The sequence below is a fragment of the Streptomyces sp. NBC_00414 genome, assembly GCF_036038375.1.
Lineage (GTDB): Bacteria > Actinomycetota > Actinomycetes > Streptomycetales > Streptomycetaceae > Streptomyces.
Map to the genome: position 1 here is coordinate 1,777,622 of NZ_CP107935.1, position 23,131 is coordinate 1,800,752.

General features: G+C 72.1%; 20 protein-coding genes, 1 tRNA gene and 1 pseudogene. 14 read left to right on the forward strand and 8 right to left on the reverse strand.

The features are described from left to right. Window positions 1-163 precede the first annotated feature (163 nt). The 4 genes from OHS59_RS07795 to OHS59_RS07810 form a co-directional block, all read right to left on the reverse strand. Entirely contained in the window at window positions 164-1,636 is a 1,473-nt protein-coding gene (locus OHS59_RS07795) for a glycoside hydrolase (RefSeq protein ID WP_328492650.1), read from the reverse strand. A 112-nt stretch (window positions 1,637-1,748) separates the two neighbouring features. Continuing rightward, window positions 1,749-1,949 carry a hypothetical protein gene (locus OHS59_RS07800; protein ID WP_328492651.1) on the reverse strand — a complete coding sequence of 67 codons (201 nt, stop codon included), beginning with the start codon at window positions 1,947-1,949 and terminating at the stop codon, window positions 1,749-1,751. Window positions 1,950-2,081: 132 nt separating this feature from the next. After that, on the reverse strand, window positions 2,082-3,137 hold the full coding sequence (locus OHS59_RS07805) for a maleylacetate reductase (RefSeq protein WP_328499103.1): 1,056 nt from the start codon (window positions 3,135-3,137) through the stop codon (window positions 2,082-2,084). 32 nt (window positions 3,138-3,169) lie between these two features. Then, window positions 3,170-4,057 (reverse strand): dioxygenase family protein, encoded by an 888-nt coding sequence (locus tag OHS59_RS07810; RefSeq protein ID WP_328492652.1) that lies wholly within the window; start codon window positions 4,055-4,057, stop codon window positions 3,170-3,172. A gap of 265 nt (window positions 4,058-4,322) precedes the next feature. Between OHS59_RS07810 and OHS59_RS07815 the strand changes: the two genes are divergently transcribed. From OHS59_RS07815 to OHS59_RS07825, 3 genes and pseudogenes are all read left to right on the forward strand, one after another. After that, complete coding sequence (locus OHS59_RS07815; protein ID WP_328492653.1) at window positions 4,323-6,335, forward strand: helix-turn-helix domain-containing protein; 2,013 nt, start codon at window positions 4,323-4,325, stop codon at window positions 6,333-6,335. Between the two features lie 321 nt (window positions 6,336-6,656). Beyond that, window positions 6,657-6,842 (forward strand): annotated as a pseudogene (locus OHS59_RS07820) (AfsR/SARP family transcriptional regulator); the annotation flags it as partial. A 9-nt stretch (window positions 6,843-6,851) separates the two neighbouring features. Next, complete coding sequence (locus OHS59_RS07825; protein WP_328499104.1) at window positions 6,852-7,334, forward strand: AfsR/SARP family transcriptional regulator; 483 nt, start codon at window positions 6,852-6,854, stop codon at window positions 7,332-7,334. A gap of 206 nt (window positions 7,335-7,540) precedes the next feature. Here the strand turns inward: OHS59_RS07825 and OHS59_RS07830 are convergent, their stop codons facing one another. Then, a complete protein-coding gene (locus OHS59_RS07830) occupies window positions 7,541-8,539 on the reverse strand; it encodes a DUF2156 domain-containing protein (protein ID WP_328492654.1) in 999 nt (332 codons plus the stop codon). A gap of 160 nt (window positions 8,540-8,699) precedes the next feature. Between OHS59_RS07830 and OHS59_RS07835 the strand changes: the two genes are divergently transcribed. The 7 genes from OHS59_RS07835 (at window position 8,700) to OHS59_RS07865 (ending at window position 15,452) form a co-directional block, all read left to right on the forward strand. Further along, window positions 8,700-10,364, forward strand: coding sequence for an aldehyde dehydrogenase family protein (locus OHS59_RS07835; RefSeq protein WP_328499105.1), 1,665 nt, complete (start codon window positions 8,700-8,702; stop codon window positions 10,362-10,364). Between the two features lie 119 nt (window positions 10,365-10,483). Next, on the forward strand, window positions 10,484-11,665 hold the full coding sequence (locus OHS59_RS07840; protein WP_328492655.1) for an acyl-CoA dehydrogenase family protein: 1,182 nt from the start codon (window positions 10,484-10,486) through the stop codon (window positions 11,663-11,665). A gap of 13 nt (window positions 11,666-11,678) precedes the next feature. Continuing rightward, window positions 11,679-12,944 carry an aspartate aminotransferase family protein gene (locus OHS59_RS07845; RefSeq protein ID WP_328492656.1) on the forward strand — a complete coding sequence of 422 codons (1,266 nt, stop codon included), beginning with the start codon at window positions 11,679-11,681 and terminating at the stop codon, window positions 12,942-12,944. A gap of 4 nt (window positions 12,945-12,948) precedes the next feature. Next, window positions 12,949-13,428: a type II toxin-antitoxin system RatA family toxin gene (locus tag OHS59_RS07850; protein ID WP_328492657.1), complete on the forward strand. Its 480-nt coding sequence runs from the start codon at window positions 12,949-12,951 to the stop codon at window positions 13,426-13,428. Then, window positions 13,428-13,979: a hypothetical protein gene (locus tag OHS59_RS07855; RefSeq protein WP_328492658.1), complete on the forward strand. Its 552-nt coding sequence runs from the start codon at window positions 13,428-13,430 to the stop codon at window positions 13,977-13,979. The genes OHS59_RS07850 and OHS59_RS07855 overlap by 1 nt, the downstream gene beginning before the upstream one ends. Beyond that, entirely contained in the window at window positions 13,976-14,467 is a 492-nt protein-coding gene (locus OHS59_RS07860) for a flavin reductase family protein (RefSeq protein ID WP_328492659.1), read from the forward strand. The genes OHS59_RS07855 and OHS59_RS07860 overlap by 4 nt, the downstream gene beginning before the upstream one ends. Before the next feature lie 97 nt (window positions 14,468-14,564). Beyond that, window positions 14,565-15,452 carry a VlmB-like protein gene (locus tag OHS59_RS07865; protein ID WP_328499106.1) on the forward strand — a complete coding sequence of 296 codons (888 nt, stop codon included), beginning with the start codon at window positions 14,565-14,567 and terminating at the stop codon, window positions 15,450-15,452. 33 nt (window positions 15,453-15,485) lie between these two features. Here OHS59_RS07865 and OHS59_RS07870 read toward each other — a convergent pair whose 3' ends face one another. The 3 genes from OHS59_RS07870 to OHS59_RS07880 are packed head-to-tail and all read right to left on the reverse strand — an operon-like array spanning window position 15,486 to window position 19,857. Beyond that, window positions 15,486-16,214, reverse strand: a complete 729-nt coding sequence (locus OHS59_RS07870; protein WP_328492660.1) for a hypothetical protein — start codon at window positions 16,212-16,214, stop codon at window positions 15,486-15,488. Beyond that, the gene (locus tag OHS59_RS07875; RefSeq protein ID WP_328492661.1) at window positions 16,211-18,253 is read right to left on the reverse strand and encodes an MmgE/PrpD family protein; all 2,043 of its coding nucleotides are present in this window, start codon (window positions 18,251-18,253) and stop codon (window positions 16,211-16,213) included. The genes OHS59_RS07870 and OHS59_RS07875 overlap by 4 nt, the downstream gene beginning before the upstream one ends. Then, window positions 18,250-19,857, reverse strand: a complete 1,608-nt coding sequence (locus tag OHS59_RS07880) for an MFS transporter (RefSeq protein WP_328492662.1) — start codon at window positions 19,855-19,857, stop codon at window positions 18,250-18,252. The genes OHS59_RS07875 and OHS59_RS07880 overlap by 4 nt, the downstream gene beginning before the upstream one ends. A 121-nt stretch (window positions 19,858-19,978) precedes the next feature. On the opposite strand from OHS59_RS07880, the gene OHS59_RS07885 reads away from it, so the two are divergent. The 4 genes from OHS59_RS07885 to OHS59_RS07900 all read left to right on the forward strand — a co-directional run bounded on the left by OHS59_RS07885 (window position 19,979) and on the right by OHS59_RS07900 (window position 23,109). Next, on the forward strand, window positions 19,979-20,617 hold the full coding sequence (locus OHS59_RS07885) for a TetR/AcrR family transcriptional regulator (RefSeq protein WP_328492663.1): 639 nt from the start codon (window positions 19,979-19,981) through the stop codon (window positions 20,615-20,617). Between the two features lie 104 nt (window positions 20,618-20,721). Beyond that, window positions 20,722-20,808 (forward strand) — tRNA-OTHER (locus OHS59_RS07890). A 78-nt stretch (window positions 20,809-20,886) separates the two neighbouring features. Continuing rightward, a complete protein-coding gene (locus OHS59_RS07895) occupies window positions 20,887-21,906 on the forward strand; it encodes a diacylglycerol/lipid kinase family protein (RefSeq protein ID WP_328492664.1) in 1,020 nt (339 codons plus the stop codon). A 144-nt stretch (window positions 21,907-22,050) separates the two neighbouring features. Next, entirely contained in the window at window positions 22,051-23,109 is a 1,059-nt protein-coding gene (locus tag OHS59_RS07900) for a LacI family DNA-binding transcriptional regulator (RefSeq protein WP_328492665.1), read from the forward strand. Window positions 23,110-23,131: the final 22 nt, after the last annotated feature.

Sequence of the window (23,131 nt, forward strand, 5' to 3'; positions counted from 1 at the left end):
GGTGTTCACCTTTCTTCACCTGCGTCAGAGCCCCGGCGGAACGGCACGCAGCTCATGACGATCCTGGACCCGGACGCGCGAAGGCGGGTGTCTCACATTGAGACACCCGCCTTCCCGGGGCGACGGCACCACCGCCCTGGTCACTGCGTCCCCACCGGGACCGTCACACGGTGACTCCGTCGATCTCGAAGGTCTGCACCGAGCCGGCGGCGAACGGCACGCTCAGGCTCTTGCCGTTCAGGTAGGTGTCCGAGCGGGCGGTGTAGAGGTCTCCGCCGCCGGAGGTGAGCGTGCTCCAGCGCCGTACGAGTCCGCCCGAGCCGCCGGTGACCGCGGAGAAGCGGGAGAGGTCGAAGGTGAGCGTCTGCGCGGCCCCGGAGTTGACCGCCACGACGACCAGGCGTTTCTGGGTCGCGTCGTGAGCGGCCACCGCGTAGCCGACACCCGTGTCGACGATGGTCATCCCCGGCCGGATGTGACGGCTGAACTGAGCCATCACGTAGTACTTGGTCTGCACGGTGGTCGGCTGCAGGGTGCTCGCGTCGTACGCGATCATCGCCCAGCCCGTGGAGGGGTCCATCACCTGCCAGTAGACCCAGGCGGTCGGGTGCAGCCAGCGGAAGTCCAGGCACAGGTTGCTCGCCAGGGTGAGGCCGGTGCCGTCGCTGTCCCCGGTCTCCGAGTTCCAGAGCTTCTTGCCCGCCGTCGTGACGGCATCGGTGTAGAGGAGGTCGCGTCGGCCGCCCGAGCCCTGGTAGCCGTGCACGTTGACCTGGCTGACCAGCGCCTTCGTCGAGGACCCGAAGGAGTTCCAGGTCGTACGGGCCAGGTCGTAGCTCGTCTCGTCGGACGCCGAGAGCCTGACACCGGACAGTCCGCGGGTGTCCAGCTCACTGCGCATGTACGGGAGGACGGCCGCCTGGACGGTGGCGTCCATGTGGCAGCCCTCCTGCGTGCCGGTGGCGGTCCACCAGTTGGAGGAGGGCTCGTTGAACGGGTCCACGGTCGCGAAGTTCACGCCCCAGTTGTTCTTCGCGTACAGGGCGACGGCGGCCAGGTGGGAGGCGTGCTGGCGGTAGTTCCAGGACTGGAGGTTGTTGCCGCCGCCGGACGCTCCGGAGGGGTTGTGGTTGAGGCACATCCACCACATGGGCGAGTTGGCGAACAGCTCGGACACGGCGCCCCGTTGGGTCGCCTTGACGAGGGCGGCGCGCTGGTTGGCGTCGGCCGTCCAGTCCCAGGCTGCGGAAGTGGGGCTCTCGTTGTTCCAGTCCTGCCAGTAGCCCTCGATCTGCTTGAACGCCGGGATGTTGGGCGAGGCCGCCATGCTCTGGCCGCCCACACTGTTCCAGCTGCACGCGCCGAGGTTGTAGCGGGCGATGTTCAGACCGAGGCCGGGCAGGGTCCTGCCGCCGTACGCCACGGACTTGGTGGTGAAGAAGATGTCGGCGAAGTCGTCACGCGCGCCGAAGACGTTGGCCCACCACGCGAGGGAGGTGCCCCAGCCCTCCCAACGCCCGTAGCTGGTGGCGGGGTTGACCGCGACGGTCGCGTCGGCCCGGGCGGTGCCCGTCGCCAGCGCGCTGCCCAGCAGCGTGCCGCCCGCCGCCGCCAGCAGCGATCTGCGCTTGATCATGAGGTCTCCTGTCACGCTCATGCCACAACCTGCTTGAAGAATGGGGTGGGCACAAACGGTTGTCGAGACGCATGACAGCGCTTTCTCTTTCGATAGTTGCGGGACGCCCGTGTCACATGGGTCGCGCGTGCTCGCGCCACATGGGTCGCGCGTGCCCGCGTCCCACGGTTTCGTCGGCGAGGTTCCACGGGTAGTGGAGCGGCACGGGTGAGGTCCTCGCGACCTCGGCCGTGCCGGAGATGGTGGGCGTCGGATCCTCCAAGTACGCGAGCACGCCCTCCGGTTCGCGGACCACGCACTGCGAGGTCTCCACCGTCCAGGGCGTGTGGGGGTCGAGCGCCTCGCCCCAGTCGTCGCCGACGGCCGGATTGCCGACGGCCGGATCGCCGCCGGACCAGGCCCGGAGCGACTGCGCCGGGAAGCCGACGTCAGGAAGGCCCGCGTCCTAGAGGCCGGCGTCCGGGAGGCCCGTGCGGGGCGTCTGCCCCGCGTACGCCGCCGTCAGCACGGCCAGTGCGCCTTCCGTCGTGACCGGGCGCGGATTGGCGTACGCCTGTCCCGCGACCAGCTCGGCCGCCGCCGTCAGATCGGTTTCGGACAGGCCGAGCCGAGCGAGGGAGCGGAGTGCTCCGAGGTCTCCGGCGAGGGTCCACAGGGCGTGCGGGGCGTCGTCGGTGCCGAGGGCACGGTTCAGGGCGCCGACCGCCGCGGGGACGGCGGGCGCGTTGTACGCGAGGGCGTACGGCAGGACCACCGTGTGCGTCTCGGCGTGCGGCAGACCGAAGGTACCGCCCAGCACGTGGCAGAGCTTGTGGTGCAGGCCCATGGTGGTCGCGCCCAGGCAGGAACCGCAGAGCCAGGCCCCGTAGAGGGCGCGGCTCCGGGCCTGCGGGTCCGACGGCTCCGCGGCGATGTCCGGAAGAGCCGAGGCCATCGCCCGTACCCCCTCCTCCGCCATCAAGGAGATCAGGGGCGAGGTGTCGGGGGCGTACAGCGCCTCGACCGCGTGCGCGACGGCGTTGACGCCGCTGGTGACGGAGAGCGGTACGGGCATGGAGAGGGTGAGTTCGGGGTCGTACACGACGCTGCGCGGGAGGACCGACGGGTCGCGGCCGGTGCGTTTGGCGCCGTGCTCGGTGAGGCCCCAGACGGGGGTCATCTCGGAGCCGGAGTACGTCGAGGGCACGGCGATCAGCGGCAGGCCGGTGCGCAGCGCGACCGCCTTGCCGAGGCCGATCGACGAGCCACCGCCGACCGCGACACAGCCGTCGGCGCCGGTCTCCCGCGCCACTTCGACGGCCCGGTCCGCGACCTCGGCCGGGACGTGCATACGGGCCTGTGCGTGCACTCCGGCGCAGAGGCCGCCCAGCGAGTCCGCGACCGCCTTCGCGGTGTCCGCGCCGCGCGCGCCGGAGATCACCAGCACCCGCCGCAGGCCGAGCCGCTCGACCTCGCCGGCCGTCGCGGTCACCGAGGCGCCGGGCCGGAAGACGACCCGCATCGGCTGTGCCTCGTACGAGAAGTCCACGGAGTTCACGCGCTCCGCTCCGGAGTCAGTACGAGGTCGAACCGGGCGTGCCTGAAAGGGTTCGGGATGCCGAACTCCGCTGCCAGGGAGGGGTTGTCGGTCTCCGTGAAGTCCTGGACCAGGCTGTGCTTGACCGCGAAGACCGCGTCCGAGTCGAGGTAGTCGCTGCCCGCCACGAAGATGTGGGTGGTGACCGGGGTGTGGCCCTCGGCGGTGGCGATGAAGTGGATGTGGGCCGGCCGGTAGGGGTGTCGGCCGGTGGCGCGGAGCAGGTCGCCGACCGGGCCGTCGGTCGGGATGGGGTACGGGCTCGGGACGCAGGTGCGGAAGTGGAAACGGCCCGCCGCGTCCGTGGTGAAGAGGCCGCGGCCGTTGCCCGCGGGCTGGACGTCGGGCCGCTGCACGTCGTAGAAGCCGTGGGCGTCGGCCTGCCACACGTCGAGGACCGCTCCGGGCAACGGGGTGCCGTCCTGGGACAGCACGCGGCCGCTGACCACGCACGGCTCGCCGCTGCCCACCAGGTCGATGTCGGCGCCGAGTTCACGCGTCGGGGACTCGGTCATGTGGAAGGGGCCGAGGACAGTCGACTCGGTGGCGCCCGGGCCGCGGTCGGCGTTCAGGGTCTCCACCAGCATCGACAGTCCGAGCACGTCGGAGAGGAGGATGAACTCCTGCCGGGTGTCGGTGCACGCCCGGCCGGTCGCCGTCAGGAAGCCGATCGCCCGCTCCCACTCCTCCTGGGTGAGCCGGGTCTCCCGCGCGAAGTCGTGGAGATGGTGGATGAGCGCGCCGAGCAGCTCGCGCAACCGCGGATCGGTATCCGCGCCGAGGCTGCCGACAGCCTCCTCGGTGACAGTGGCAGTGACTGTGGCCTCACCGGCATCGACACTCATGACGACTCCCGCTCCGTTGTGTCCTGCGTCCCGACCACCATTGTCCCCGCCGCCCCGGCCACGTCCCCCGGCCGCCGCGCCCGCCGGACCCGCAGGAATCCACGACCCGTCCCGCCCCCTCTGACCCTGAGGAGACCGCGCCCCGCCCCGCCCCCTCAGGGGCGCGGGGAACTGCGCGACCAGCGACGACGCACCCGCACCCGCATGACGGCCCAGGCCACCCCTTGTTGCCCCTTCAACAACGCCGGGTACGGTGGACGACGCTGTGACCACCGCAAAAGACTCCCCCACCCAGACCCCCCAGCCCGCCCTCCCCGCCCTCACCCCGCTGCGCCAGGCGCGCGAGCGCTTCCTGACGGGGCTCCCGCTGCCCGACGGCGTACCGGACGAGGTCGTCGCCGCCTGGCGCCGCGCCCGCTTCTTCGGCGTACCGCACGACCTCACAGGATCCGCCCGGCCCGTACACCCGGTGGGGTCCGCCCTGCTGACCGCCGCGCGGCCGGTGCTCGAACGGCTCGCGCCCGCGCTCTCCGACGGGCCGTCGGCCCTGGTCCTCACCGACGAGCGGCTGCGGGTGGTGTGGTCGGGCGGGAACGCGCCGCACGACGACCGGTACCGCGACCTGTCCGAACGGGAGGTCGGGCACAACAGCGCGGCACTCGCCGTACGCAGCCGTCGCCGCGCGGAGGTGCACGGCCCGGAGCACTTCCTCGACCTGTGGCAGGACGTGTCCGCCGTGAGTGTTCCGGTGCTGGCGCCGGAGAGCGGCCGGGTCCTGGGCACGGTGACCGTCGCGTCGGGTCTGGCCGCCGAGTGCTCGCCGCATCCCGGGGCCGCCCTCGCCGAGGCCACGGTGGCGGCAGTCGAGGCGGAGCTACTGACCCGGTCGCGTACGACGGAACGCGTGTTGCTCGACGCCTACCAGCGGGCGGCCTCCCGGCCGGGGGTGGCGGTCGTGGCGCTGGACGGGCGCAACCGTCTGCTGAACGAGACGGCGGCGGGACTGCTGTCGCCGTCGGCGGTGGAGACGCTGGAGCGAAGTGCCGGGGCGAGCGGGCCGGGCTCGTACGGACCCGACGGCCCGGACGCGTCTGAGCCCGACGGCCCGGACACGTCTGAGCCCGACGGCCCGGACACGTCTGAGCCCGACGGCCTGGACACGTCTGGACCCGACGGCCCGGACTCGGCCGAACCGGAGGCCGCGAACGGATCGGCGTCGGTGTGTCCCTCGGCGGCTCGGAGCGGGAGCGGTTCGGCCGCGTACGAGCTGGAACTGCCGGACGGCGTCGGCAGCGCGCGGGTCACTCGGGTACGCCATCAGGGCGCGGTCATCGGTGTGGTCGCCGTGCTCGAACCACCCGCCGGGGACGTCACGCGGTCCCCCAGGGGCGTCGCACGGCCCGACGGGGCCGTCGCACGGCCGGTCGGGAGCGCCGCACGGCTCGTCGGGAGCGCCGCACGGCCTCACGGGCAACCCCGCGTGGCGCTCACCGGGCGTTCGGTCCCCTGGCGGCACGCGACGAGCCGGGCGGCTGAACTGGCGCGCTCCCGGGAGCCCTTGCTGCTGACCGGCGAGCGGGGCACCGGGAAGACGTTCCTGGCAAGGGAGTTGCTCGCCTCGCGCGACGGACCGGCGCCGCTGGTCGTGGACGCGGCGGAGCGGTCGGCCGGCGAGATCGACGGCTGGGCCGGGGCGTCGGCGGACGGGCGTGCGCTCCTGCTGCGCCACGCCGAGCGGCTCGCCCAATCCGATGTCGCCTCGCTCAACTCCCTGCTCGACAGGCACCCGCACGCACCGCTCGTGGTCACGTACACCCCCGATGCCTCCCCCGGCCCCTGCCTTCAGCGGCTGCTCGACACCCTGGGCGCCCGCTCGGTGGCACTTCCGGCGCTGCGTGAACGCCCGGACGACGTCAGGGAGTTGCTGCCGGAACTGACGCCGCGGCCCGCGCCGGGTCTACCGCCCCTGACCTGGACACTGGACGCGCTGCACGCCTTGGAGCGGCATCCGTGGCCCGGCAACGTCACCGAACTCGCCCATCTGGTGCGGGCGTTGGCAAAGCGGCGGCGGACGACCGGGCCGGTGCGGCGGGCCGAACTGCCGGACCCGGTCCGGGAAGGCCCCTCGGCACGGCCGCTGAGTCCGATGGAGCACGCCGAGCGCACGGCCATCCTGGAGGCGCTGCGCAGCCACGGCGGCAACAAGGCACGCGCGGCGGCGGCACTGGGCATCGCCCGCGCCACCCTGTACCGGAAGCTGCGCGGTTACCGGGGCTGAACGTCACGGTCGGCCGACGCCCCAGGACACAGCCGGTGGAACCGGAGGAAGCCGCCGGGTGGAACCCCAGGAGACAGCCGGGTGTCATGGGAATGCAAGGGGCACAGGGGGCGGAAAGGCGAATGTCACCGCGGACAGTGGGACACCTCACCTCTGGGACAGCCGCGTTGCTCCTCTCCAGGCCGGGAATTACCCTTCCCTCACGCGTTCGTACACGCTCGAACCACGGGGGAAAAATTGAAGGTTCGTCTGCTCGGGCCATTGGAACTGACGGATGGCCCCGTCACGCTGCGTCTCCCCGGCGAGAAACTCCGGGCGACTGTGGCCGCACTGGCGCTCTCACCCAACAGGGCGGTCTCACGCAGTGATCTGATCGACGAGTTGTGGGGCGAGGAACTCCCCCGCAATGCGGAGAACTCCCTGCACGGTCATGTCGCCCGACTTCGCCGCATCATTGACACGCACACGGGAAAGGACAATCTGCGTGATCTGATTCGAACATCGAGTTTCGGATACATGATTTCTCTGCCCGAAAATGACATCGACGCCTCACTCTTCTGCAATCTGACCCGCCAGGCGGCCACGCTCCACAGGTCCTCGCCCGGCCAGGCGATCCCGCTGCTGAACCAGGCGCTCGCCCTGTGGCGCGGTCCGGCACTGCTGGACACCGGGCAGGGGCTGATCAGCAGGATGGCGTACACCCGGCTCACCGAGACCCGGCTCACGGCGTACGAGTACCTCTTCGACGCCGCGCTGCGCCTCGGCCAGCACCGGGAGATCGTCACGGAACTGCAGCCGCTGCACTCGCGCTATCCGCTGCGCGAGCGCTTCTGCGAACAGCTCATCACCGCGCTGTACCGGTCCGGACGGCAGGCGGAGGCACTCGACGTCTACCACCGCACCCGGCGGCGGCTCGCCGACAACCTGGGCCTGGAGCCGGGGGACGCGTTGCGGGCGCAGTTCGAGAGGGTGCTGCGACGGGAGCCGCTGACGGTCTGAGAGGCACCCTTTCCGAGGGACACCCTTCGAGAGACGGTGCTGTTCGCCGGGCGCGCCCCGGCGAACAGCACCGCTGTCCTGTCCGGGGGAAGGCTGACGTCCGTCCGGCCATGGGTCAGTGGTCAAGTCCGGGGCCAGGGCCCGCCGACAGGGCTGCCGTCACGCCCGCCGGTAGGGTTGCCGTCACGCCCTCAGCGGGTTCGCCCTCACACCGACTTGGTCACCCGCAGGAGCCGCCAGACCGCGCCCGCGCGGGCCCGTCCGTGGAAGGCCAGGTACTGAGGGAGCACCAGGCCCGGCGCCCACTTCTCCTTGTACGCCAGTTGGCTCGCCGCCGGATACACCCGCTCCCCGTGGTCGGCGAGGAACCGCAGGAAGCGGCCGGTCGCCGCGCTGGCCGAAGCCGCCTCATGCTCCTCGGACAGCCCGGTGAAGGGTGTGAACCCGAAATGCAGCCACTGCGCGCCCTCGCTCCGGAACACCTCGACGGCCCGCATGTTGACGGCCTCCAGAATCCCCGGCGCGCTCGACGGCACCCGGCGGGTCAGATCGTGCAGCCACCCGGAGTGCCGGCCGTACGCCGGTGAGTACGAGATGTACGCGACGGCCTTCCCCTCGATCCGCCCCACGAAGAGCCGCCGTTCGGGCTGCGCCGGTCCGCCCAGCTGCCCGACCAGGAACTCGATCTCCTTCACATGCCGTCCCTTGGCACGCAGCCAGGGACGGTCCACGGCCGCCAGCTCACCGGCGACCTCGCCGAACGGCACCTCGTCGATCTCCAGGCCCGCCCGCCGGGCCCGCGAGATCTTGTTGCGGAGCTTCACGAACCGGGTGCCCGCGAGGGAGAAGTCCGGCAGCGCCAGCGCGTAGGCGCAGCCGATCTGGTTCACGGTGAACCCGGAACGGGCGTACAGATCGACGTCACCGCTCTGCAGCTGTACGGCGACGACCCGCCGGCGCTGTGCACAGGCGAATTCCAGAAAGGCCGCCAGGAGTTCGGGCCGTTCGCTTTCGGGGGCGAAAGGGCCGCCGAACTGGATCAGATATCGTCCGGCCCGCCGGTGAACGACCACTCCGGAACTCCCGGGCCGAGTGAAGTAGTCGTTCCCGGTGTTCAGCGCGAGGAACGCGCTGGGATTCTCCGCGTACTCGCCGAGCGCGTACAGAACCCTGTCGAATGTCGCCGTCTCCCGGGTGGTTGACATATCCCTTCCCCCTGTCGTCGGATCAATTCCCCACCCTTGCGCGCCGCCCTTCGATCCTTCTGAAACGCCCGTCTCAGTCCGGTGTCAGAACCTTCTCAGCGCCGGCTGGAAGCTTGTGGGAAATCAGCGGGAGATGAATCAGGGGGCCGGTGTGACCGGAATACAGGCGAGGACTCGTGACGTACGTACGGGGAACGAGGTGCGGCTGAGTCCCGACGCGCGGAGCTACGGCTCGTACATCGGGGGACGGAGTGTCTCCGGGGACGACTGGGTGTACGTGGTGGACGCGGCCGCGCTGCTCGACGACGCCTTCTCCAATCTGACGCTCAAGCGGCGTCTCGAACGCGGCCAGGCCCCGGACGGGGAACTGCCGCCCTCGATCGTCGGCCGGGTCGCCAAGGCCGGTCCGGACGAGGTGCGCCTGGCTCTGGAGGCCGCCGCACGGGCCGCCGTCGAGTGGGCCGCCGTGCCGCTGGAGATCCGGCTCGACCGGGTGTGCACGCTGCTGCACCGCCGGATCGCCGAACGCGCCGAGGAGATCGAGGAGATCCTGGTCCAGGAGGGGCACCCCCGGGTGCTCGCCCGCTGGCAGGTCTCCGGGATGCTGGAGTGCTGGGGTCCCGAGTCCGTCGGCTTCTACCACTCGCAGCTGCACCAGGAGTTCCGGCACGGCGTACGGGAGATCTCCGTACGCCGCAGGCCGGACGGTGTGGTCTGCCTGAACCCGCCGCAGAACGCCCCGATGGCCAGTGCCCTGCTCGGCGTGCACGCGATCTTCGCGGGCAACGCCCTGGTCGTACGCGCCCCGAGGAGCGGACCCCTCGGTGTGATGTACGCGCTGCAGGAGCTGGTCGCCCCGGTGCTGGACGAGGTGGGCGCTCCCCCCGGCACCCTCGGGGTGGTCTGCGGCGACCCCGCTCCCCTGCTGGGCGCCTGGCTGGACAGCCCGCTGGTCGACGACATCATGTACTTCGGTAGCAGTGAGGCCGGCATGCGCTTCCAGGACCGGTGCGTGGCCGCGGGCAAGAAGCCGATCCTGGAGCTGGCCGGCAACGACGTGGTGACGATCTGGAAGGACGCCGACGTCGAGCTGGCCGCGGAGGCACTGACCGAGGGGTTCTTCGGCTCCGGCCAGTTGTGCATGATCCCCAACCAGGTCCTGGTCCATCCCGACGTCGCCGAGCGGCTGCTGGCCGAACTGGTCCGCCAGGCCTCTCTCGTACGGCCGGGCCGCGCGGGTGACGAGGACGTGCTGCTCACACCGGTGCTGCGCAACGAGAAGTTCTTCGCCTGCCTGGACGACGCCCTGCTGCAGGGTGCCGAGCTGGTCTGCGGCGGGCACGCGATGCTCGTCGACGGTACGCGCGACCCTGCGGGCATCTTCCTGGAGCCGACCGTGGTCCTCGTCCGCGGCATGACGGACGCGCGGCGTATGACGGCCGTCAGCCAGGAGACGTTCTTCCCGCTGCTGCCCGTGATCGTGGCCGAACCCGACGACGACGAGCGGCTGTTGCAGAAGTTCATCGACTTCGTGAACAGCACCGGCTACGGCCTGCGCAACTCGCTGTGGGCCGCCGACCGCGAGGTGGTCGACCGCTTCGTCGACCGGGTCACCGAGGGCGGTCTCCTCAAGGTCAACGACTCCCACATCGGGTTCCTGCCCTATCTGCCCTCGCACGGCGGCACGGGTCTGACCGGCGGGGTGTTCGGCGAGGCCAACTACCCGGCCCTGCGCACCACGCACGTCCAGGGCGTCAGCGTGTCCCCGGGCGGGATCCGCCCCCGGGACGCGGTCTTCGGCACCGGCCGGCGCCCGGCGGCCTGACTCCGGCGGGGCGCCGGCCTCCGCGAGTCCGGCGTCAACACCCCTCATGCACAAGCGCGTTCCCAGGCACCGACAGTTGCCAGACACCGAGAGCAAGACACCGAGAGTTCGAGGAACCCATGCGTTCGATGGACCACGCCCGGGAGACCTGTGAGGCCTTTCTCCCCGGCCTGCTCGACAAGCTCGACGACATCCCCCTGTCCGAACTGGAGGCGCCGGGCAGCCCCGCGCTCGACCACTTCCGGGCCTGTGGGGGCCCCGGGCTGGTGATCCCCACCAAGTACCACGGCGGTGGGGCCGACCCGCTCCAGGCCCTGGCGGTCGTCCGCGCGGTCGGCGCCCACTCGCCGTCCCTGGCGGTCGCCACGACCATGCACCACTTCTCCGTGGCCACCCTGTTCACCCTCGCCGACAGCGTGCAGCGCTCCGGCATGGAGTGGGCGCTGCTCGAAGGCATCGCGGAGCAGGGCCTGTTGGTGGCCTCCGGGTTCGCCGAGGGGCGGCCGGGACAGGGCATCCTCGCCCCGACGGTCCGGGCGGAGGCGGTAGACGGCGGCTATCTGGTCAACGGCAGCAAGAAACCGTGCAGCCTGTCCGCGTCGATGGACCTGCTGACGGCGAGCGTGGCACTGCCCACGAAGAACGGCCCGGACAGCCCGGACGGCACGAGCGACGCCACCGGCGACGGTGACGGCACGGAACTCGCGGTGATGCTCCTCCCCCGGCCCACCGAGGGCATCAGCGTGCACCCCTTCTGGAAGAGCTGGGCGCTGGCGGGGGCGGAGAGCGACGAGGTGCGGCTGACCGACGTCTTCGTGGACGAGCAGCTGCTCATGCGGACGGGCGCCGCCGAACCCGGCCGGCTCGACGAACTGCAGACCGTCGGCTTCCTCTGGTTCGAACTGCTCATCTCCGCCTCCTACCTGGGCGCGGCCGGCGCGCTGGTCGAAAGCGCCCTCGGGCGGGAGCGGGGCAGTACGTCGGACCGCGCCGACCTGGTGACACGCCTGGAGACGGCGAACCTGCTCCTTGAGGGCGTCGCCCGGATGCTGCGGGACGGCGAGAACGGCGACGAGGCGCTCGGCAAGGCGCTCGTGGCGCGGTACGCGGCACAGGACGCGCTGGGCGAGACGGTGCGGCGTGCGGTGGAGATGCTCGGCGGGACGGCTTTCATCGCCTCGTCCGAGGTCGCGTACCTCGCCGCCGTCTCGCACGGGCTCGGCTTCCACCCGCCGTCCCGGGCGAGCTTCGCCGCCCCCTATCTGGAGCACGTGGCGGGCAGCCCGCTGCGGCTCGCGTGAGGCGGAGGACGTCATGACTGTCGCACCCACGCCGACCGCACGGGAGGAGCTCGGCCGGCTGTACCGCAGCCGCCTGAGCAAGGGCCGGGCCACCCTCGGCGAGATGTTCGGCGGCCACATCGAGGTCGCCTCGGAAGGCGCCTGGGTCACCACGGCCGAGGGCAGCCGGTTCCTCAACTGCGGTGGCTACGGCGTCTTTTTGACCGGCGCCCGGCACCCCACCGTCCTGCGGTACGTGACCGAGCAGCTCCACTCCCACCCCGTGGCGACCCGGCTCTTCCTGGAGCCGCAGGCCGCCCTCGCCGCGGACGCGCTCGTGTCCGTCGCCCCGCCCGGCCTGGAGCGAGTCCACTTCGCGGGCTCGGGGGCGGAGGCCGTGGAGACCGCCATCAAGGTGGCCCGCACCAAGGGCAGGACCCGGCTGATCGCGATGGAGTCCTGCTACCACGGCAAGACCATGGGAGCGCTGAGCCTGACCGGCAAGGACGTCTTCCAGAAGCCGTTCCGGCCGCTGCTGCCCGACACCACGCATGTGCCGTACGGGGACACCGCCGCGCTCGGTGAGGCGCTGGCGGCGGCGTCCGGTGAGGCGTGCGTGTTCGTCGAGCCGGTGCAGGGCGAGGCCGGGGTCGTGATCCCGCCGCCCGGCTGGCTGCGGGAGGTGGAGCGGCTGTGCCGGGAGCACGGGGCGCTGCTCGTCCTCGACGAGATCCAGACCGGTATGGGCCGGCTGGGCAGCTGGTGGGGCGCCGACGCCGAGGGTGTCCGCCCCGATCTGATGCTGGTCGGCAAGGGGCTCAGCGGCGGGGTCGTACCCGTGTCGGCCGTGCTGTCGACGCCGGAGGCTTTCTCGGTGCTCGACCGCGACCCGTATCTGCACACCTCGACGTTCTCCGGCGCGCCCCTCGCGATGGCGGCCGCGCGCGGGGCACTCGCGGCGATCCAGGAGGACGAACTGGTCGACCGGGCTCGGGTGCTGGGCGAGGAGATCCTGAGCGTGCTGCGCCGGATCGTCCGGACCCACTACGGGAGCGCGGTACGCGAGGTGCGCGGCCGGGGCCTGCTGCTGGGCGTGGAGTTCGCCGAGCCGGGGGCCGCCGGGGACCTGCTGATCGAACTGATCCAGCACGGGGTCGTCGCGAACCACTCGCTCAACTCCCATCTGGTCCTGCGGCTGACGCCGCCCGCCGTGCTGACCCGCGGCGACCTGGACTTCCTTTACGAGGCGCTCGACCGGGCCTGCCGTGCGCAGTCGGCCCGCTACGGAAAGGTGACGTGACGACATGCGAAGCGCTCAACTGACGGTACGGACCGGGGGTGTCGGCGCCGACGAGGCGTACCGGCGCATCCGGGACTTCGCCCGCTATCCCGAACTGTCGCCCGTCGTCAGGACAGTGACGGTGCGCCAGGGCACGGACGGCGAGGAGCACAGCGACTGGGAGGTGTACTTCCGCAACGGCATCCTGCGCTGGACGGAGGCCGACCGGTTCGACGAGGAGCGGCTGACCATCGCCTTCCGTCAACTGCACGGTGACTTCGAGGAGTTCACCGGCACCTGGCGGGTGCGGGTCGGCGCAGGCTGCCTGATCGAGTTCGCCGCCGAGTTCGACTTCGGGATCCCCAGCCTGGCGGGGATCCTCGACCCGGTGGCCGAGCGGGTGCTCAAGGAGACCATCGCGACCGTCCTGACGGGCCTGTTCCCGGGCGCGACGGTGGTCGGCCCCGAGGGGACGGGCGAGCACGAACCCGCGGTGGCCGCCTGATGGACGCGCACAATCTCTTCGAGACACCCACCACCTACCGGCTGATCCGCCTGGAGTACGCGCTCGGTCTCGTCGTCGCGGCGGCGTTGTTCCTCACGCACCTCGACGAGGTGCGCTGGCTGCCGGCGCTCGCGCTCTTCGTGTACATCGACCTGATCGGCTACCTCCCCGGAGCGATCGCCCACCGGCGGGCCAAGGGCAGGCGGATCCCGCGGACGTACCACGTCCTCTACAACGTGATGCACAGTCTCGTCACCCAGGGGCTGGTGGCGCTGGCGTGGATCTGGCTGTTCGGCGCGGAGTGGGCGCTGCTGGCGCTGCCGATCCATCTCTTCGGCGACCGGGCGCTGTTCGGGAACTTCCTGAAACCGTTCGGGCTGCGCTTCGAGCCGGAGACCCATCCGGCGTACGAGCGGTTCCGCGCCGAATACGCGGCCCTGTCCCCGGAGACCCGGGAAACCACCGGGGCGGCGGCCGGTACGGACCCGGCGCACCAGGAGCCCCGGCTCAGCGACCGGTTCGACGACCGGTTCGACGTGAGGACGACATGACGGGCACCGGCCTGCTGAGCGAGGGCACCGCGGTGTGGCGGTCCGCGGCCGGTGTGGCCGTGCTGACCTGCGGCCCGGCGGAACGGGCCCACGGCGTCACGGTCAGCACCCTGTCCGTCGCCTCGCTGCGCCCGCCCATGGTCTCCGTCGCCCTGCGCCGAGGCAGCAGGGGGCTGGCGACACTCCTGGGCTCGGGCCGTTTCGCGGCCAACGCGCTGTCCGACCGGCAGGCCCGGCTGGCCCGGCACTTCGCCCGCTCCGACCGTACGGACGGCTGGGACCTGCCGGGCGCCACCGGCCTGTGGGACGGCCGCTCGGCCTGCGGTGCTCCGCTGCTGCGCGACGCCGTGGGCTGGCTGGAGTGCCAGGTCGAGCGGACCGTGCCGGTCGGCGACCACGAACTGGTGCTGGCCCGTGTCCTGAGCTCCCGAGCCGGCACCGGATCACCCCTGCTGAACACCCTCCCGACAGGAGCAGACCGTGACTGACACCCCAAGCGCTCCGAACACTCCGGCCTCTCCGGCCACCACCGCCGTCCCGGCCGAGGCCGACTGGGAGAAGGCCCCCTCGCTCGTCGAGGGCGCGATGAATCTGGAACTGACCGCCCAGGACTGCGATCTGCGCTACTGGCTGCGCTCGGTCCCGCAGGGCACCCTGCGCGGCCAGGTGCTCGGCCACGCCCCCGAGGTGCGGCCCCTCGACGTCACCCGCGAACCCGGCCCGCTCAACGACGCGCTCACCCAGGAGCTGGCCTTCCGCTCGATCGCCGAGGAGAAGGCCACCCGGGCCATCTCGTACCTGGTCGCGCTGGCCCCGTCCCTGGAGACGATGGAGTTCTACGCCACCCAGCTGATCGACGAGGCACGGCACTCCATGGTGTTCCGCAGCCATCTCACCGCGCTGGGGGTCGAGGACCTGACCGCCGACGTGGAGCGGCTCGCGGGGGCGGACCGGGACGCGATCCTCGTCCCGCTGGAGGAGCTGGGTCTTCGGGTCCTGCGTGAGGAGGCCGACTTCATCGGCGGTGTGGTCGTACTGACCATCCTCGTCGAGGGTGTGCTGGCGCCGGCCGCCGAGCTGAGCGAACGCAAGTGGCGGATCTTCGACCCGGCGGCCTCGGACATCGAGCGGGGCGCGGGCATCGACGAGATACGCCATCTCACGGTCGGCAGTTCCGTCGCCCGCGAACATCTCCTCGCCCACCCCGAGGACCGGCCGCGGATCCTCGATCTCATCGTGCGCGGACGGCAGTTGTGGAGCGAACTGCCCGTGACCGACATGGTGCTGCGCCGTGAGGCCCTGTTCCAGGAGGGGCTCGACAAGCACACCGGGCTGGTCGGCGACTACGAGATCTGGCCCGGGCGGCGGCTCGTGGACACGACCGTCGAGGAGCGGGTCGGCACGGCGTTGCGGTGGTCGCAGGAGATGCAGACACGGCGGCTCGCGTACATGGGCCTCCCGGAAGCCGGCTGATCCCCCGGCGGTCTCCGGCAGCCCGTCGTCGGCTCACGGCACCCCGCGCGCGAGGGCACGCACCACGGCGGCGGCGGCCACCGCGTGCCCCCTGCTGCTGAGCCGGCCGGGCCCCGGTGCCCACAGGGAGTTCGGGTCGAGGCCCCGCTGGTGCCGCATCAGGTCGACGTGCCGGGCCGCGTGATGGAGCGTCACCAGGGCGATGCGCTGGACGAGCCGGAGCTGACGTTCGCGTACCGCGGTGTCCCGCTGGGTGGAGGAGGCGCGGGCGGCCTGCGGTCCGCCCGCCGCGGACCGGTCGAAGGGGCTGATCACGACGGCGTCGCGGTAGGTGGCGCTCCGCAGGGATTCCAGGATCCGGCTGAGTTCGGCCTCCACGGAGTCGAGGTCGAACGTCGCCTCCCTCAGTTCGGGGCCGCCGCACGAGATCAGCGCCAGGTCGCCGCGGAAGACGAGGGCGTCCAGCACCTGCCGGGAGCGCATCTCGAACAGCGACAGGTCCCTGCGTCCGCGCGCGGTACGGCAGGCGAGGCCGGGGTGCGCCGCACGGAGCGCGGCGGACACCCGGTCGCTCCAGCTCACCGGGCGGTATCCGGGCACGACGGCCGCCCGCGCCAGACGCGACTCGTGCTCCCCGAGGATCACGACCCGTCGCCAGGGCGCGTCCGCGAGGGCGGTGACGGCCTCACCGGGACGCAGGCAGCGCGGGTCGTCGTCCTCCGAGGGAGGCGCGAGAGACGGCGCGTCCGTGTCATCCGTCATGGGCGTTCCCCCGCGCCTCTCTCCGCACCTTCGCCACGCCCGTCTCGGCGCCCTGTTCCAGCGCCCGTCTCCGCGCCCGCCCCCACGTCCGTCTCGGCGCTCGCTCCAGCACTCCTTCCAGCGCCCGTCTCGGCACTCGCTCCAGCGCTTGTCCCCAAGCTCTTCTCCGCACGCTCGACGTGGCCGCGGAGTTCCTCGACGACCCGCGACCAGAGTCCTTCGTCGCCCGCGGGCATCCGGTCGAGCACACCGAGCAGGTGGGCGGCGTTCCGGCGTACCAGGTCGACGAGCACGTCTCGCGGTGCCGAGGCGAGGAGCGCGTCGACCGTCGCCTTCGCCGCCTCCGAGAGCACACCCGAGGTCGCCAACGCGGCTGCCTGCACGGCGAGTTCGGCCAGCACACGGTCGGGGACGGAGTCGGCGGACGCCAGCAGACGCCCGTACGCCCCCTCCAACGCACGGGTGTCCACCGAGCCGGTCCGCCGACTCCGTCCGGGGCGCCGTCGTTCGCCCCGGGGAATCTCCGCCCGCGCCTCGTCCGCCGCTCCGGACAGCGCAAGGGAGATGAGTCGTGCGACCCCGTTCACATCGAGGTCCGGCAACTCCGAGATCAAGTGCGGGACTTCGGGATCGCCTCCGCTTCGCAGGAACTTCTCACGGGCCAGTGCCGAGTGGTCCGCGCCGCCCACGGCCCCGACGGCCTGCGCACGGTGGGCGGACAACTCGCGCCCGTCGCGCAGCCGTACGGTCACGCGCGCGCCCAGGCGCTTGGTGGCGAAGCGGAAGTCGGTCTCGGGGGCCAGCCAGGCCGGGGGCAGCATGTCGGCCGCGTGCCCGTCGGCTCCGCGCACCCAGGCGTCGGCGTGTTCGCCGGCGCGCCGCAGGGCTTGGCCGAGGGGCGCGGTCGACAGCAGCGCGGCGCGGCTGAACTGCGGGTCGTGGACGGTGCGTACCCTCGCCGCGAGTTTCCAGCGTTCGGGGCGTTCGACGGCGGGGGGCATCAGATCCGCGGGTTCGAGGGCGCCGGTGAGGAGCGCGGTGGCCACGTTGTAGGGCAGGGAGAAGTTCAGTGCGGCGACGCTCGCGTTCGGGCCGATGTGCCGTGCCCGGGACGCCCGGTCGAGTCCGCTGGTGAGGAGGGACCCCTCGACGACGACCTCCGCGATGCCGTCGGGGTCGACGCCTGCGGCTCGCAGTGCGACCGAGCAGTCCACCGCGCAGTCGACGGCGGCACTGAGATAGGCGCTGCCCGGGTGGATCTTGTAGGAGAGCGTCTCCGTGTGCCAGAGCGTGCCCAGTCCGGCCACCGCCTCCTCGGGCAGCGGCACGTCCGCGTACCGGCGCAGGAATCCCTCCGGGTGTTCCAGTACGTCCGCGGGTCCCCGCAGTCCGGCAAGGGCCCCGTCGCAGGCGGCGAGGCCGGTCTGGATGGGTGCCGCCGCGGCGAACCCCTTGGCGTCGGTGGAGAGGAAGCCCGGGGTGAGGGTCCAGGGCGGTACGGAGAAGGCCAGGCCGAGCCCGTTCACCCAGGTGCGGGCGGGCGCGTCGAGGGCTCTCAGCCGGCCGGCGACCGTGCCCGCGAGGTGGGTGTGCGCGGCGGCCTGTCCGCGGAAGGGGCCGAGGGTCGCGGCGGCGGTGACCCGTGCCGCGCTCTCGTCGGCGGCCAGGATCGCCGTGAGCAACTGCCGTCCGTCGAGCCGCAGTTGCCCGGCGTACACGAGGGGCACGGTGACGCAGGAGTGCGAGAGGTGACCCGCGTACGCCGTGTCGTCGTGGTCCAGGCAGATGGCGGCCATCGCCAGGGAGACGGCCGCGCGCGCCGGGTCCTGCTGGAGCGGTCCGCCGTACGCCCTGGCGATCCGTCTGCCGAGCGGGTGCGCGTATCCGGTGCGGGCGGCGGCGAGCTGGCTGAGGAGCTGGCTCCTGAGGTGGGCGACGACCCGGTCGGGGGCGTCGTCGAGTTCCAGGTCGCTCGCCCAGTCGGCGAGTCGGCCCAGCAGGGTGCGGCCGCCGGAGGCGTCGGCCGGCTCCGAGGTCACCGGGTGTTTCCCGTCCTCGTCCCGGCGGGTGCGGCGACCTCGGGCGCGGCTGGGACGTCAGCGGCGACCCGCCCCGCGCCGCGCCCGAGGAGCACCAGTGCGCAGAGCCCGCCGGCGAGCGTGCCGGCCGCCGCGACCTGCATCACGAGATGCACGCCGTCGACGAAGACGGGGCCCACCGCGTCGAGGACCGGCCGCCGCAGTTCGGGCGGCAGGGCGTCGGTGCGGGACAGGTCACCGTCGCTGAGCAGCGCGTACGCACGGTCGCGGGCGTCCTGCGGCATGGGCACCCCGGCGAGCGCCCCGGGCAGCGCGTCGCGCAGGTGGCGCAGCAGCAGCGCCCCGGCGAGCGCCACCCCGAAGACGGCGCCGACCTGGCGGAACGTGTTGGAGATGCCGGACGCCGTGCCGGCCTGCTCGGGCGGTACGGATCCGAGCAGGGCGACGGTCGCGGGCGCGCCGGTGAAGGAGACGCCGATGCCGAGCAGGGTCAGCGCCCACCAGTAGTCGCCGAAGCCGCTGCCCGCGTCGAGCGCCGTGAGGCCGTACAGCCCGGCCGCCGAGAAGAGCGAGCCGGCCACGATGGGGGCACGCGGTCCGGTCCTGGCCGCGACGACGCTCGCCGCGAACGAGGCGATCATGATGGGCACGGTCAGCGCCAGGAACCGTACGCCCGTCTCGATGCTGCTCAGTCCCTGCACGCTCTGCAGATGGAGGGTCAGCAGGAAGATCGCCGCGAACAGGCCGAAGAGACTGAGGAAGTTGACCGCGCCCGCCACCGCCACGACCGGCTTGCGGAACAGCTTCGGCGGCAGCATCGGATCCGGCTGCCGCAGCTCCCACACCACGAACGCCGCGAGCGTCACCACCGACGTGGCGAACGCGCCGACGATGAGTGCGGAGGTCCACCCCTCGGTGTTGCCCTCGATGAGCGCGTACGCCAGTGAGGCGATCGCGACGACGAACAGCAGCTGGCCCACGATGTCCGGACGCCGGGCGCGCGGCCCGCGGTTCTCGGTCAGCAGCCGGGCCAGCACTACGGTGGCGAGCACCCCGATGGGTACGTTGACCCAGAAGATGCTCTGCCAGCCGACGGTGTCGACGAGCACTCCGCCGACCAACGGCCCTGCGGACAGGGCGAGTCCGCCGATCCCGGCCCAGATACCGATGGCCTTCGCGCGGGCCGCCGGCTCGGTGTACGTCGCCGAGACCAGCGCGAGCGACACCGGGATCATGATGGACCCGCACACGCCCTGCAGGGCCCGCCCGGCCAGCAGGGCGCCCGTCGATCCGGCGAGCGCGCACAGGACCGAGCTGAGCGTGAAGCCGACCAGACCGCCGAGGAACAGCCGTTTGCGGCCGATGATGTCGCCGACGGTGCCCGAGGTGAGCAGCAGACAGGCGAAGGCGAGGGCGTACGCGTCGACGACCCACTGGAGTCCGGCCAGATCGGCGTTCAGGTCCCGCTGGATGTCGGGCAGCGCCACGTTCACGATCGTGGCGTCGAGGTAGACCATGAACACGCCGAAACAGACGAAGAACAGGAGCAGGCCCTTCGAGTGGTGCGTGGTCCGCGCACCGGTCGCGCGGGTTGCGTCGCTCATTGCGGGTCCTCACCGTGTGGGGCCGGAGCGGGGCTTGCGTGAGAAAGTAATGACCGGCGGTCAGTCAGTCAACGGAGAATGACCGACGGTCAGTCAAATCCCTTACAGAAAAGGCGAACTGATGGCACCGGCAGCCACCCGACGCAAACGGGTCACCAAGAGTCCCGAGGACCGCAGGGCCGCATTGGTGCGGGGTGCGGCGAAGGTCTTCCGCGAGAAGGGTTTCGCGGCGGCGACGATCGCCGAGCTGGCCGAGGCGGGCGAGGTCGCCAAGGGCACCTTCTATCTGTACTTCGACTCCAAGGACCATCTGCTGGGCGCGATGTGGGAGGAGTACGTCGACGGGTTCCTGCAGGCCACCCGGGAGCGCCTGGAGGAGAGCGAGGACTGGTGGCCGACGCTGGACCGGCTGGTGCGCGCGCTCGTGGAGCACGCCGTGGAGAACGCGGCCCTGCACCGGATCGTCTACGGGTCGGCGAACGCCAAGGCCCTGGAACTGTGCCGGAGTTCGAACCGTCGGGTGGTGGACCTGGTCGGCGACTTCGTCGAACGCGGCGCGCACGCGGGGGCGTTCGAGGCCTGCGACCCCCGGTTGGTCTGCCGGATGCTGTTCTACGCGGCGGACGGCCTGCTCGACGACATGATCAGCCGCGACGAGGACATCGACCCGGAGGCGATCGTGACAGCGGTACGGGAGCTGACGCATCGCGGTCTCGGCGGTCCGCCCGTCCCCTCGGATCCGGCGTCCGCGACCTCCTGACCGCGGACGGACCGCCGATCTCAGCCCCGTGTCAGCGGCGTCTCAGCAGCCCGCGGCAGCATCGGACTCGCAACGGTTCCACGCGGTTCCACATGCTTCGACCGGGAGAGGTGCCCGCAGCGGCCCAACGGGGTTCCGGCGTCAGCCGGTTCGGGTGCAAGCCCGCGCAGGTTCGAATCCTGCCCTCTCCGCACAGTTCTCGCGCCACAGTCCTTGCCGCACAGTCCTCGCCACACGCATCGCCGTCGATCGCGCCGGAGAGTCCGCCGATGAGTCCTGAACCGCCGCTGAGCACGCCTGCCACGCCGAATTCGGGGCCAGCTCTCCAGCCGGTTCCCAAGTCCGTTCTGCTGGTGGCCAATCCGGCCGCCGGATCGTACTCGGCCGACGTCGCCGCCGACGCCCTGCGGCTGGTCCTGGAGGCCGGTCCCGCCGTCGACCTGCTCCTGACGCAGCACCCCGGCCACGCCCGCGCACTCGCCCGGGCGGCCACCGGACCCGGCCGCGCCGACGTGCTGGTGTCGCTGGGCGGCGACGGTACCGCGCACGAGCTGATGACGGGCCTGGCCGACTCCCCCGAGCACCCGGCCCTCCTGGTCCTGCCCGGTGGCAGCGGCAACTCCCTCTACCGGGAACTCTGGTCGGACCGCCCCTGGCAGTCGGTCCTGGAAACGGCCCTCACCACTCCCTATGTACGGCAGGTGGACCTGATCCGGGTGGCGGAGACCGGCGGCACCGCGTTGCTGGGCGCCTCGACCGGCCTCGCGGCCCAGACGCTGATGCCCACCGAGACCCCCGCCGGGGCTCCCACCGGCGAGAGTGCGGCACGGGGCCGCGACCGCTACGAGAAGGCACTGCTCGACGCCCTCCGCACCGGCTTCCCGCCCTATCCCGGCCGGGTGACCGTGGACGGGGCCGAGGTCCACCGCGGCGACACGGTCTGCGCCAACGTGGGCGGCGGCCGCTACCGGGCCGGCCGTTTCATGGCCTGCCCGCGCTCCGTCCTGGACGACGGCCTCCTCGACGTCTGTGTCGCGGGCACCGCCCTGCCCACCCCCGAGCTGCTCCAACTGGCCCGCGATGGACGGCACCTGGGCCGCGAGGGCGTGGTCTACGCCCGTGGCCGCCGGATCGTCCTGGAACGCACCGACGGCCGCCCGCTGCTCTTCGAGTACGACGGCGACCTGGTCCGCTCCGGCGACGCCACGCGGTACACGCTGGACGTCGTGCCACAAGCCCTGCGGGTCCTGGCCCCGGCACCGCACCCGTCGGCCGACCCCGCAGACTGAACGGCCGGCTGAACCACCGGCTGAACCGCCCCGGAAGCTCCTGTTTTCCCCACCCCTCCCCCTCCGCCTCCCGCGCTGCTAGCCTCCGGCGGGGGAACCGGTTGCCAAAAGCGTTGCCGCACTTCCCGGGGGGAGAGACGAGCCATGACGAGGAAACCCGCCGGCGACAACGGCGGCCGGAGCACCATCCGGGACGTGGCGGCACGGGCGGGCGTGTCGGCGTCCACGGTGTCGCGCGTGCTGGGCGGCGACTACCCGGTGAGCGGCACGACCCGGACGCGCGTGATGCGGGCCGTCCGAGAACTCGACTACGTGGCCGACGCCCGCGCCAAGGCCATCGCGGGCGCGGGCACACCGACCCTCGCCTTCGTCCTGGACGACATCACCGGACCGTCCTTCGCGCACATGGCGCACGGCGTGGAGCGCGAGGCGACCCGGCTCGGCCATCTCTGTCTGGTCTGCAGCACCGACGGCGACGCGGACCGGCAGCTGGAGTTCATCGAGATGATGCGGGCCCAGCGCGCCGCGGCCGTGATCCTGGTCGGCGGCACCGCGGACACCGCCGAGTACCGCGCGCGCATGGCCCGTATCGCCGACTCCCTGGCCGCCGCGGGCTCCCGGCTCGTGCTCTGCGGCAGGCCGCCCCTGGACCCGGGCGCGCCGGTGACGGTCATCGAGTACGACAACGAGAACGGGGCGTTCGCGCTCTGCGCCCATCTGCTCTCCCAGGGCCACCACCGTGTCCTCTTCCTGGGCGGCAAGCCCTCCAACACCACCGCCCAGGGCCGTGAACAGGGCTATCTGTCGGCCCACCGGGCCCGGGGCATCGACCCGGACCCGGCGCTGCGCCTCTTCGGCGACTTCACCCGGGACTCGGGGCACCGACTCGTCCGCCAGGCCCTCGCCCGGAAGCTGGACTTCACGGCGGTGATGGCGTCCACCGACATGGTCGCGTCGGGCGCCCTGACCGCGCTGCACGAAGCGGGCCTGTCCGTCCCCCGGGACGTCTCGCTCGCCGGGTACGACGACATCCCCTTCGCCCGCGACCTGAACCCGCCGCTCACCACGGTCCACGTCCCCTACGAGGAACTGGGCCGCCTGGCGGTCCGTACCGCCCTGACCCGGTCCCCGGACGCCCCCGACGAACACCTGCTCCTGGGCACCCACGTGACGGTACGGGCCTCGGTGGCGCCCCCGCCCTGACCGGACACGGGGCGCCGAACTC

Bases quoted from the DNA above. Each gene is read 5' to 3' on its own strand.
- OHS59_RS07795 (WP_328492650.1), bottom strand. From the start codon at position 1,636: ATGATCAAGCGCAGATCGCTGCTGGCGGCGGCGGGCGGCACGCTGCTG.
- OHS59_RS07805 (WP_328499103.1), bottom strand. From the start codon at position 3,137: ATGCGGGTCGTCTTCCGGCCCGGCGCCTCGGTGACCGCGACGGCCGGC.
- OHS59_RS07810 (WP_328492652.1), bottom strand. From the start codon at position 4,057: ATGAGTGTCGATGCCGGTGAGGCCACAGTCACTGCCACTGTCACCGAG.
- OHS59_RS07825 (WP_328499104.1), top strand. From the start codon at position 6,852: ATGATTTCTCTGCCCGAAAATGACATCGACGCCTCACTCTTCTGCAAT.
- OHS59_RS07830 (WP_328492654.1), bottom strand. From the start codon at position 8,539: ATGTCAACCACCCGGGAGACGGCGACATTCGACAGGGTTCTGTACGCG.
- OHS59_RS07840 (WP_328492655.1), top strand. From the start codon at position 10,484: ATGCGTTCGATGGACCACGCCCGGGAGACCTGTGAGGCCTTTCTCCCC.
- OHS59_RS07845 (WP_328492656.1), top strand. From the start codon at position 11,679: ATGACTGTCGCACCCACGCCGACCGCACGGGAGGAGCTCGGCCGGCTG.
- OHS59_RS07850 (WP_328492657.1), top strand. From the start codon at position 12,949: ATGCGAAGCGCTCAACTGACGGTACGGACCGGGGGTGTCGGCGCCGAC.
- OHS59_RS07855 (WP_328492658.1), top strand. From the start codon at position 13,428: ATGGACGCGCACAATCTCTTCGAGACACCCACCACCTACCGGCTGATC.
- OHS59_RS07860 (WP_328492659.1), top strand. From the start codon at position 13,976: ATGACGGGCACCGGCCTGCTGAGCGAGGGCACCGCGGTGTGGCGGTCC.
- OHS59_RS07865 (WP_328499106.1), top strand. From the start codon at position 14,565: ATGAATCTGGAACTGACCGCCCAGGACTGCGATCTGCGCTACTGGCTG.
- OHS59_RS07870 (WP_328492660.1), bottom strand. From the start codon at position 16,214: ATGACGGATGACACGGACGCGCCGTCTCTCGCGCCTCCCTCGGAGGAC.
- OHS59_RS07880 (WP_328492662.1), bottom strand. From the start codon at position 19,857: ATGAGCGACGCAACCCGCGCGACCGGTGCGCGGACCACGCACCACTCG.
- OHS59_RS07885 (WP_328492663.1), top strand. From the start codon at position 19,979: ATGGCACCGGCAGCCACCCGACGCAAACGGGTCACCAAGAGTCCCGAG.
- OHS59_RS07895 (WP_328492664.1), top strand. From the start codon at position 20,887: ATGAGTCCTGAACCGCCGCTGAGCACGCCTGCCACGCCGAATTCGGGG.
- OHS59_RS07900 (WP_328492665.1), top strand. From the start codon at position 22,051: ATGACGAGGAAACCCGCCGGCGACAACGGCGGCCGGAGCACCATCCGG.